We start from the raw sequence: 10,782 nt of genomic DNA on the forward strand, positions 1-10,782 counted from the left end.
GTCCGTGGCAGAGGCCGCTGCACGGTGGCGCCGTCGTCTCGGGGAGGGGGCGCCATCACCGCGCGCTGGTGGACGAAGCGCTCGCCAACGGTAGATTCGCTCCGCATGCAGGGGCTGTCGCCGACAGGGTGGACTGCAACCATCGGACTCACATGGTGCGCAGCGGGTGGTGGGCTTGGGCAGTTGCAGGTGCGCTTCTCGCGACCGCGGGACACGCGGTCCCGGCGCAGCAACGTCTCCCGGCGGAAGGAGGGGAGACCGTGTCGCTGGGGCAGCCGGGGCACTGGTCGTGGACCTTTGGCGTGTCGACGGGGATCGGGCGCCGCGATGGTTACGGCTCCGGCCTCGCCGAGGGACGCGCCGGCGTGTACCACGAACTGCTCAATCCGGTGCTCGGCGCCGGCGGGTTGCAGCTCGAGGCGTACGACGGGGCCTTCGACACCATCCACAACGGCGGCCTTCGCCTTCGCTTCGTCTCCCCCATCACCGGCATCGCGTTAGGCGTCGACTACAACGCGACGGGGAACCGGCTCCGCCCGATCTTCACGTACGTTCACCCCATCCGGCGCGGGGGGTTGAATCACGACGCCAGTGTGGTGCGGTTCGACGTCATCACCGGCCCCACGCGCGCGCTCATGATCGGCGTGGAGAAGCCGGTCTTTCGCCGCATCCCGCTCGGCTCCAATCGTCCCACGCGTGACCGGGTGCGCCTCAAGGCGCGCCGTCCCCCCAGCGCCCCGCTGCCGAACGCCCCGAGCGAAATCGCCGCACTGCTTGTCACCGCGCGCGATGCCTCACTGGCCATCGGCCGACTGACGGTGCCGTGGCTCGACCACCGCGGCGGTGGTGGCGCGGAGAGCGAAGGGGCGATCCTCGCGCGGCTCGATACGCTCAAGCGCTTCATCGCCGGAACCCAGGCGGGCGCGAACGCCGGTCCCGCGCGCACGGTCGACGGCGAATCGCAGCGCCTGCACCAGGCGCTCGACCGCGCCTTCACCCTGGCCCTCACCCCGGGGGATTCGTCCAACCCGGGGGCGTCGCCGCTCGGACGTACCGTGGGCGACGAGGCGCGTTCGATCATGCTGCGCGAGGTCCTCCTCCCATACGACCGCCTTCTCGGGCAGATCAAGGAGGAAGACACCACGCGCCAGTTCGCCGTCCTCGCACGCGGCAACTTCCTGCGCTGGTTGCTGGTGGGGGCCAAGGTCTCGCGCCCGCAGGCCGAAGCGGCGCTCGCCGTCTTCACCGAATACCTGGAGCTGGCCGAACTGGTGCGACAGGGCGCGCGGCGCGACTGGCGCGAGTCGCGGTTCGTCTGGTTGCCGTTGCAGCTGGCGCTCCTCCCCGGGCAGTACGACAGCCAGGCCGAGCTCGACGCCCTCGTGGCCGAGGCCAGCAACGAGCAGTTCACCGAAGGGAACTCCGCCTCGTACATCATCAACGAGGAGTTCCAGTGGCAGCTCAACCGTACCATCCGCGAGGCGAAGGACTATCACGTCCTGCTCACGCATGACTTCCGCGGCTTCGATGCGAAGGGCGATCCCGACCAGATGAGCTACGCGCACGTGCTGCGCTCGTACTTCGCGGCGCTCACGGCGCGCGTGAAGGCGTACGACAGCACGGGGCGCTTCCCGGTCTACATGATCCTCATCGACGAATGGTTCTACGACGTGAACCGTGCGCGGTTGTGGATGGACCTGCTCGAGGATCCCACCCGGCACGACGTGCACCTGCCGAGGCTCTTTGCGGCGTGGGAAGACTCGTTGCGGCTGGCGCAGGACTCGTTGCGGGCCGCCATCGACGCCTCGGCACTGCTCACGGTGCAACGCCGGCAGTACGGGGAAGGGTGGCTGCGCAACCTGGTGAAGGTCCACGTCAACGTCACCAACTCGGCCGACCCGAGCTACTGGAGCTGGCGCGTGGCGTCGTACTTCCCCATGCCCGATGCGTGGATGCGCGACCACCGGAAGATCGTCTTCTACGACATCTCCGAGGAGGATCCCTACCGGGGCGAGGCGATCTTCACCGGCGCCGGCGTGGGGGAGCACTACGCCAACCTGTCGTGGGAGGATCGCTCGCTCCTCGTGCGCGGCCCCGCGGTGCTGGGCCTCAAGGCGGCGGCGCGCGAGATCCTGCTCAAGCAGGGGATCTCGAACGGCCGCATCACGGCGGTGCTGCAACCCAGGCCGCGCGCCCCCGACTACGACGCGCGCGTCGCGCAGTCCGCCAGCAGCAACCCGCGTTCGCTGCGCGCCATGCAGCTGCACAACGGCACGGGCTTCGACGCCAAGCACGTCAACGTCGCCAAGGCGGTGCTCTACACGCTCATGCCCGCGGGGTCGGTCATCAAGATCCCCGACTCGCTCTGGAACGGGACCTTCTGGGGCTCGGCGCTGCTGGGGTGTGCGCTGCGTGGCGTGCGCGTCCTGGTCATCGCCCCCGCGCTCGCCAGCGCCCCCGCCCGCGCCTTCGGCTCGATGGTGCGTTCGCGCGAGATGCTCTGGCGCCTGTCGAGCGCCGCGAATGCCCTCGCCCCGGAAATCGCCGCCCAGGGGGGGATGCTCAAGGTCGGCCTCTTCTCGTCCACCGTGCGCGTGACCGACATCGCCGGCAAGGCCAAGGCGGTGAAGGAGACGATGGCGGCCAACCCATGGTTGCGCGAGCTGTTCGGCTTTGCTCCCGAGGTCTACCCCGAGCTCGAACGCATTGCCACCACGCTGAGCATTGCCGCGCCGGCGCGCGACAGCACGAACGACTTCGAGTCGAACGGCTACTCGCTCTTGCACCTCAAGGCCAACTTCTTCGCCTCGCGCGAGGCGTGGCGCTTCATGTCGCGCCCGGAGTGGGCCGCCATGATGACCGAGTTTGCCCGGCTGCGGCAGGCGCAGGTGCAACGACGCCCGGCCGCCGTCAGCGCCCTCGCGGCAGAAGCCCAGGCCCAGGGCGACATCGGCGGTGAGGCGCTGCAACGATGGTACGACGAGCTGGCGCTGCCGGACAAGGAACGTGTCGTCTTCTTCACCTTCGTCGGCTCCGCCAACCAGAACGACCGCAGCCTCACGCTCGACGGCGAGGACGCGCTCCTCATTTCGCGCTGGCCCAGCGTGATCGCGTACCTCGACTTCCTCACGCTGGTGGGGCAAAGCATCTGGATCGACGACCCGCGGGAGATCGAAGCGCACCTGCCGCGGCAGGGGGCGATGAAGCGGGCGCTGTCGCACTGGTTCAAGCTGGTGTTCTAGCCGCCGCCGCCGCACATACGGTCGCACGTACGGTCGCCGACCCGGTGTCGACCGGGGGCGCCCTCGCGCCCTCCAACTCCGCGCGTACATTCTCGCCACCTCCCTCCCCACCCTCGTCCGCACCATGCGCACCCTTCGCCTCGCTTCCACCGCCCTGGCCCTGGTCGCCTCCTCCGCCTGCGCCCCGCGCGCCAGCGTGGAGAGCGCACCCAGCGCCTCGGGCGCCGCTTACGACGTCGTCATCGAGAACGGCCGAGTCATCGATGGAACCGGCTCCGCCTGGTTCTACGGCGACGTCGCCCTCCGCGGTGACCGCATCGCCGCCATCGCTCCGCGCGGTGCGTTCCGCACCGCCCGCGCGGGCCAACGTGTCGACGCCACGGGACACGTCGTGTCTCCGGGCTTCATCGACATCCAGGCGCATTCCATCGGGCACTACATGCTGGGCGATGGCAAGGCGATCTCGATGGTGACGCAGGGGATCACCACCGCCATCCACGGCGAAGGATCGTCGTTAGGTCCCATGAACGACAAGCTGCTGGCCGCCGAGGGCGATACGGCGGTTCGTCGGGTCCTGTCGCAGTTCGTGGGGCCGCACGGCTTCGCCAAGTGGCTGGAATACATGGTGGGGCGTGGCGCGTCGCAGAACGTCGGGTCGTTCCTGGGCGATGGCACGGTACGCGTGTACGCCAAGGGGACCGAGGCGGGGCCGCTCACCGTGGTCGAGCGCGACAGCATGAAGGCGATGGTTGCCCGCTCGATGGAAGACGGCGCCTTCGGCATCGCCAGCGCCCTGATCTACCCGCCCAACACCTACGCCAGCACCGAGGAGCTCATCGAGGCGTCCAAGGCGATGGCCCCCTACGGCGGCGTCTACATCACGCACATGCGCAGCGAGGGGGACAAGTTCCTCGAGGCGATCGACGAGGCACTGCGCATCGGGCGCGAGGGAGGGGTCCCGGTTGAGATCTACCACCTCAAGGCGAGCGGCCCGCGCAACTGGCCCAAGATGCCCCTGGCGATCGCCAAGATCGATTCGGCGCGCGCCGCCGGGCAGGACGTGCAGGCCGACATGTACCTCTATCCGGCGGGGGGGAACTCCTTCGCTGCCTGCATCCCGCCCAAGTACGCCGCCGGCGGGCGCCTGCTCGAGAACCTCGGCAATGCCTCGCTGCGCGCCACCATCGTCGCCGAGCTGCACGCCCGGGACGCGGGCTACGAGAACCTGTGCGAGATCGCCGGCCCCGAGAACGTGATGGTCGTCGGCTTCACCAGGCCCGAGCTCAAGAAGTTCGAGGGGAAGCGACTGAACGAGATCGCCTCGGCGTTAGGCAAGGACTGGGCGGAGGCGATGATCGACCTCAACGTCGCGGAGAAGGCAGGGCTGGGCGAGATCCTCTTCCTCATGAGCGAGGAGAACATCCGCCTGCAGCTCAAGCAGCCGTGGATGAAGTTCGGGACCGACGCCGGCTCCGAGGACCCGGCCACCGCGCAGGGGATGACCCACCCGCGCACGTACGGCAACTTCCCGCGCCTCTTCGGGCGCTACGTGCGCGAGCAGAAGGTGATCCCGCTCGAGGATGCGGTGCGCAAGGCGTCGTCGGCCGTGGCCACGCGCCTCAACATCAGCGACCGTGGCGTGCTCAAGGCGGGGCTCAAGGCCGACGTCATCGTCTTCGACCCCAACACCATCATCGACAACGCCACCTTCGAGAAGCCGCACCAGCTCTCGACGGGGGTGCGTGACATGTTCGTGAACGGCGTGGCGGTGCTGCGCAACGGGCAGCACACGGGGGCCAAGCCGGGGGTCGTGGTACGTGGGCCGGGGTATCGGCGTTAGGCGCAGTTCTCGGCGGCGCAGGAACAGCAGAAGCCGGACACGGAGGTTCACGGGGGTTTCACGGAGGGCACGGAGGAAACCACAACACCCCTGTTCTCCTCCGTGAACCTCCGTGTCACGCTTTCCAAGGACCCACCCGGCATGAACGACAAGAACCCCGGCCTCATCAGCCGGGGTTCTTGTTGTTCGTACCTCACGCGCCAACGATCAGCGATTCGTCGTGTTGTCCAGGAACGGCCGGTTGGTCGCCGTGGTCGACGTGATGGTGATGTCGCCACGCGCGCCGATCGTGTACACACGCCCCGCGGAGAACGAGACCGCGGTGCGCGTGATGACGTTCGCCGTCCCGCCGGTGTAGCGCGCGTTCAGGTCGTACGTCCCGTTCGGCAGGGTGACGAACGCTCCTCCCGCCTTGTACGCCACGGCCGCGCCCACCGGCACTTCGGTACCGGTCAGCGTGTTCTTGGCGTACAGCGTCAGCGGGTTCGCGTTGGAGATCGCGTTGACGAACCGCACCGTCGCCTGCGAGAAGTCGATGGTCGCCGGGAAGTTGTCCTCGACGACGAACCCCTCGACCGTCTTGGTCGTGGTGTTGTAGAAGCCACTCAGGTACAGCGAGTAGGCCTTCCCATCCGCGATGGTCGCATTGACGCTGGCGATCGCCAGGTCCTTGTCGACCGTGGCGGCGATCTTCCCGCTCAACGTGTACGGGCCCGGGGCGATGGCAGAGTACAGGCCCCCGGATCCCACGCCACCGTACACGACGCCGGTCGTCGACTCCACGCCGGTCGCCGAGGTGGTGGCCGTCATCTTGGTGGTGTTGGCGTAGAAGTTCACGCCCGGCGCATTCACCCCGAAGTGGAAGAACTTGATGCGCGACGTGGGGAGCGGTCCGGTGATCTCCTGGACGGCGTTCTTGTCACAGGAGGCGAGGACCACTGCGCACAGCAGCGCCACTAACGCTCGATATCGGTTCATGGCGATTTATGGTTGAGTGATCCAGAGCGGCTTCGTGTGGTAGTCCAGCGCCAGCCCGCCAATGGCCTCGAGCCCAGCGCGGTTCCACACATACTCCGAGTTGTACCGCGGGCGGATGCGCTGCGCGATCTTGCCGCCGTTGTCCGGATACAGGTTGGTCGGCGGCGTGAAGCCCGGGTACACCTGCTGCCCGCTGGCCGGATCGATGTCGGTGTAGTTGTAGCGGCGCATGTCCATCCACAACTCGTTATGCCCCCACCCCCACAACGCGATGTACTTCTGCGTCATGATCTGGGTGAGCGTGAGCCCCGCCGCTGACGTCGGGATGATGCTCGGCGCCGCCAGGTAGGCCGCCTTCTCGGCCGGCGTGATCTGCGTCGGGGTCTGCCCGTTGTCGTTGTTGCGGGCGTTCACCCAATCGATGTGCGACGACACGCCTTCGCGATACGCCGCCAGGGCGGTCGCCTTGTCGCCCATCCTGTAGGCGGCTTCGGCCTTGATGAATTGCAGCTGCGCGTACGTCATCACCGCCAGCTTGGCCTTGTCGTCGAAGATGTAGCGCCCCTTCTGCTGCAGCCCGCCGGTGCCGACGTAGCCGTGGAAGTTCATCGGCTGCTGCGCGGCGGCGAGCGCGCCGAAGCCCACGACGTTGATGTCGAGGCCGCGATACACCCCGTCGGGCGCCGGCGCCAGCATGCGGCTCATGCGCGGATCGACCACGCCGCCGGTGTACGTCCCGTTCATCAGGTTCACGACGAACTGCGTCTGGCGGTAGCCGGTCGTGTTCGTCTGGATGTTGCCGCGCGTGCGCCCCCAGAAGTTGATGTCGTCGTTCTGCGTCCCGGGGTACGTCAGGAGCGGGTCGTCGGCATTGCTCGCCAGCGACTTGTTGACCGCCGCGATCACCTCGGCCGGCTTGTAGGCCGCCTTGTTGGAATAGTGATTGAGGTTCATCGCCAGCATGCCGTACGCCAGCTTGAGCCACTTGGTGCGGTTGCCGTTGTAGATCTTGTCCGTGCGCCCGAGGTACGCTGCGTCGACCGCGCCGTCGTTCTTCTGCAGCAGCTCGATCGCCTTGGTGAGCAGGCGCTGGATCTCCTGGTAGGCGAACTCCTGCGAGTCGTAGTTGAAGGTGAACTTCGACTGGTCGATCGCTTCCTTGATGATGATCTCGCCGTGCAGGTCGGTCGTCACCTGCCACCCCCAGGCCTTGAGCACGTAGCCCACGCCCAGCAGGTCCCAGCGCTGTTCCGCCTCGGCCTTGTTCATCATGTCGATCAGGTTCTGCCCCAGCGTCCAGTACACGTCGCGCCACTGCTGCGCGCCGTTGTCGCTGGACGGGTCGTAGCCCATGCGGTCCCAGGTGGAGAGCACCGTGACGCCGCTCGAGAGCGACCATTGCTGCGTGTAGCGCCCGACGAAGCGCCCGTCGAGCTGGGGCGAGGTCGTCATCCAGTGCAGCATCGGCGAGAGGTACAGGTTCGCCGATACCACCTGCGGGGCGTTGGGGTTTTCGTTGACGTCGAGGAAGTCCTTGCAGCCGCTCGACAGCACCAGGAGGGCGGCGAGCGCGCCGATGCGCGTGCGATGCAGGCGCGTGCGATTCATGAGTGTGCGCGTCATGGTCAGAACCCCACCTTGAAGCCGAAGGTGAAGCCACGCGGCATGGGGAAGTTGCCGTAATCGATCCCGGATGCCCCCGATCCGCCCACGGCCGCCGTGTTGCCGTTCACGATGGGGTCGAGCCCCGAGTAGTTGGTGATGAGGAAGAGGTCCGTCCCCGTGACGAAGACGCTGGCGTCCCGCGTGCGCAGGAAGCCCCGCGGGAGCTGGTAGCGCAGCGTGATGTCGCGCATGCGCAGCCAGTTGATGTCCTTCTCGATGAACAGCTCTTCACTGATGCTGGTGTAGAACTGCGTCTGCACCGCCGGGATCACGACGATCGTGTTCTGCGTCGGCGTGGCGCTGTTCTCCTTGCCGTCGCGCAGGACGCCGGCAATCACGCGCGGCTTCTCGCGGTCGAGCGTGCGCTTGCTGAGCCCACGTGCCGTGAGGAACTGCTCCGTCGCGTTGAGGACGTCACCGCCCTTCCGGATGTCGACCAGGAAGTTGAGCGTCCAGCGACGGTGCCGGAACGTGTTGGTGAGGCCGATCGTGTAGTCGGGCTGGCGATCGTAGCCGCCGTCGATGAAGATCGTCGAGCGCAGCGGCAGCCCCGTCGTCGGGTCGATGAGGATGTCGCCCTTGTTGTTGCGCAGGTAGAAGAGCCCCGTGAGGGAGCGCGTCGAGAGTCCCGGCGCCGTCCCGTTGCGCACGTTGCCGAAGAGCCACGTGTCGGAGACGTACGACTCGGGGAGCGCATTCGGCAGCGCCAGCACCTTGCCTCGGGCGCGCTCGAAGTTGGCCTGCACGTCCCACGCGATCATGCGCGTCTCCACCGGCGTCCCGCGCATCGTCACTTCCCACCCCTCGTTGCGCGTGACGGCCCCGTTCAGGTTGAACAGGATGAAGCCCGTCGCGTACGACCCGCGGATGTCGTTGACGATCTGGTCCTTCGTCTGCTTGCGGTACCACGTCACGTCGACACCGAGTCGGTCCTTGAAGAAGCCCAGCTCGGTGCCGAACTCGTACGAACGCGCAAACTCGGGCTTGAGCCCGAGGTTGGGGCCCGTGAAGCCGTAGCCATAGCCGCCGTACGACGTCGTCTTGTACTCCAGCGACGGACGGAAGGCGTACGGGCGCGCGTCCTTGCCCACTTCGGCGTAGCCGCCGCGCAGCCGCCCCGTGAGGTACTGCTTGAGCGACGGGAAGGCGTCGGAGAAGACGAAGGAGCCCGAGATCGACGGGTACATGAACGAGTTCCGCTCCTGCGGAATCGTCGACGTCCAGTCGTTGCGCAGCGTCCCGGTGAGGTAGAGGTAGTCCTTGTAGTTCAGCGTCGCGCTGGAGAAGAGCGAGACCAGGCGGCGCTGCAGGAGCGTCGTGCGGTTGGTGCGCAGGTTCGTGTTGTTGATCGAGACGAAGTTGGGGTCGAGGAAGTCCTGCCCCTTGAGCGCCGCCGTCGTCGACTTGAAGTCCGACACCTGGTTGCCGACCAGCCCGTTGATCGAGAGGTCGCTCGTGATGTCGTAGCGCTCGAAGTTCACCAGCGTCTGCGCGGTGAGGTTGCGCGTGATGTCGTTGGCCTCGTCGAGCACGCCGTTGTACGTGTTGCCGTACACGCTCTCGGGGTGCCGCAGGATGGAGTTCTCGTTGGTGTAGCTGTCCATCCCGATGTTCGACTTCACGTTCACCCACGAGAACGGGGTGGCGATGAGGCCGAGGTTGGTCACGAGGCGCGAGTTCTTCGAGTTGATCCGGTTCTTCCCGACGTTGAAGTACGGGTTGTCCGTCTCACCCGAGGCCGCGGCCGTCGTCAGGCGGCGGCGGTTGCCCGCCGGCGTCAGCCAATCCTTGGCGTTGTCGGTCTGCGGCCAGAGCAGCAGGCCGATGAGCGGGCCGTTGTCGCCCTTGTACGCCTGGTTGTTGTTGGCCAGGGCGTACTGCATCGACAGGTCGGCGCGCAGCCAGCGGTTCACCTGCGACTGCGAGGCGCCGGTGAGGTTGATGCGCGAGTAGTCGGAGTTGGGGACCACCCCTTCCTGCTTGTCGGCCGACATCGCCACGCGGTAGTTGATCCGGTTTTCCGGGGCCGCGCCCGAGAAGGCGAGGTTGTGCCGTTGCGTGAGCGCCGTGCGGAAGAAGCCGTCGATGTTGTCGTAGAACGTGGTGCCGGCAGCGTAGGGCGCACCGAAGTACGAGAAGCCGGCGTTCGACGTGAGGCCATACGTGCGTTGCAGCTCGGGCGTGTTGCGCGTGCTCTCCATCTTGATCGACGACGAATACTCGAAGCCGCCGGTGCCGGCACGCCCGCGCTTGGTGGTGATGACGATCGCGCCGTTGGCCGCGTCGATCCCGTAGAGCGCCGAGGCCTCGGGGCCCTTGAGGACCGTGAGCGACTCGATGTCGTCCGGGTTGATGTCGGCCGCACGGTTGGTGAAGTCGACGCCGCGATTGCTGAAGGCGGTGAGCGACCCCGGGGCGTCGGAAGCCAGGACGCCGGTATTGAGTGTCTTGTTGTCGAGCGGGAGGCCGTCGACGATCATCAGCGGCTGGTTGCTCGACGAAATCGACGAGACGCCACGAATGGTGATCGACGACGAGGCGCCCGGGACGCCGGACGACGAGGTGACCTCGACGCCGGCCACGCGCCCCTGCAGCGCGTTCACGAAGTTCTGGCGCTGCGTCTCGGAGATCGCCGCCCCCTCGACCGACTGCTGCGAGGTGCCGAGCGTGCGGACCTGCGCCGTCTGCCCGAGGGCGGTCACGACCATCGCGTCGAGCTGCGTCGCGACGCGGCGGAGCGTGACGTTGATGACGTCATTGGCGCCGACGGTGCGCTCTTCTGGGGCGTTGCCGATGAGGCGGAAGACGAGGATCTGCCCGACGGCGACGCGGATCGTGTAGTTCCCGTCGACGCGGGTCATGGTCCCCTGGCTCGTCCCCTTGATGATCACGGAGACGGAGCCCATAGGGTCGCCCTGTTCGCTGGTGACTCGGCCGGTGACGGTCCGGGGCTGTGCTGCTTGCGCCTGCGCCGTCGCCGCTCCGACTCCCAGCGGCGCCAGCAACAACGCTGGCATGGCCGCCAAGGCCAGGAGTGCTCGTTTTATCATAGGAGGT

General features: G+C 67.2%; 5 protein-coding genes. 2 read left to right on the forward strand and 3 right to left on the reverse strand.

What is annotated here, in order from left to right; translation table 11 throughout:
• Window positions 1–260 precede the first annotated feature (260 nt).
• Entirely contained in the window at window positions 261–3,242 is a 2,982-nt protein-coding gene (locus IPN47_20220) for a hypothetical protein (GenBank protein MBK9410327.1), read from the forward strand.
• 124 nt (window positions 3,243–3,366) lie between these two features.
• A complete protein-coding gene (locus tag IPN47_20225) occupies window positions 3,367–5,082 on the forward strand; it encodes a D-aminoacylase (protein MBK9410328.1) in 1,716 nt (571 codons plus the stop codon).
• Between the two features lie 207 nt (window positions 5,083–5,289).
• Here IPN47_20225 and IPN47_20230 read toward each other — a convergent pair whose 3' ends face one another.
• The 3 genes from IPN47_20230 to IPN47_20240 are packed head-to-tail and all read right to left on the reverse strand — an operon-like array spanning window position 5,290 to window position 10,742.
• Entirely contained in the window at window positions 5,290–6,060 is a 771-nt protein-coding gene (locus IPN47_20230) for a DUF4397 domain-containing protein (protein ID MBK9410329.1), read from the reverse strand.
• A 6-nt stretch (window positions 6,061–6,066) separates the two neighbouring features.
• Window positions 6,067–7,668 carry a RagB/SusD family nutrient uptake outer membrane protein gene (locus IPN47_20235; protein ID MBK9410330.1) on the reverse strand — a complete coding sequence of 534 codons (1,602 nt, stop codon included), beginning with the start codon at window positions 7,666–7,668 and terminating at the stop codon, window positions 6,067–6,069.
• Between the two features lie 17 nt (window positions 7,669–7,685).
• On the reverse strand, window positions 7,686–10,742 hold the full coding sequence (locus IPN47_20240) for a SusC/RagA family TonB-linked outer membrane protein (GenBank protein ID MBK9410331.1): 3,057 nt from the start codon (window positions 10,740–10,742) through the stop codon (window positions 7,686–7,688).
• Window positions 10,743–10,782 lie beyond the last annotated feature (40 nt).

The sequence above is a fragment of the Gemmatimonadota bacterium genome (genome assembly GCA_016719105.1).
In the GTDB taxonomy this organism is placed as follows: Bacteria; Gemmatimonadota; Gemmatimonadetes; order Gemmatimonadales; family Gemmatimonadaceae; genus SCN-70-22.

What these genes read in the sequence shown, in the direction of transcription:
- IPN47_20240 (MBK9410331.1), bottom strand. Translation starts at nt 10,742, where the DNA reads ATGCCAGCGTTGTTGCTGGCGCCGCTGGGAGTCGGAGCGGCGACGGCG.
- IPN47_20230 (MBK9410329.1), bottom strand. Translation starts at nt 6,060, where the DNA reads ATGAACCGATATCGAGCGTTAGTGGCGCTGCTGTGCGCAGTGGTCCTC.
- IPN47_20225 (MBK9410328.1), top strand. Translation starts at nt 3,367, where the DNA reads ATGCGCACCCTTCGCCTCGCTTCCACCGCCCTGGCCCTGGTCGCCTCC.
- IPN47_20235 (MBK9410330.1), bottom strand. Translation starts at nt 7,668, where the DNA reads ATGAATCGCACGCGCCTGCATCGCACGCGCATCGGCGCGCTCGCCGCC.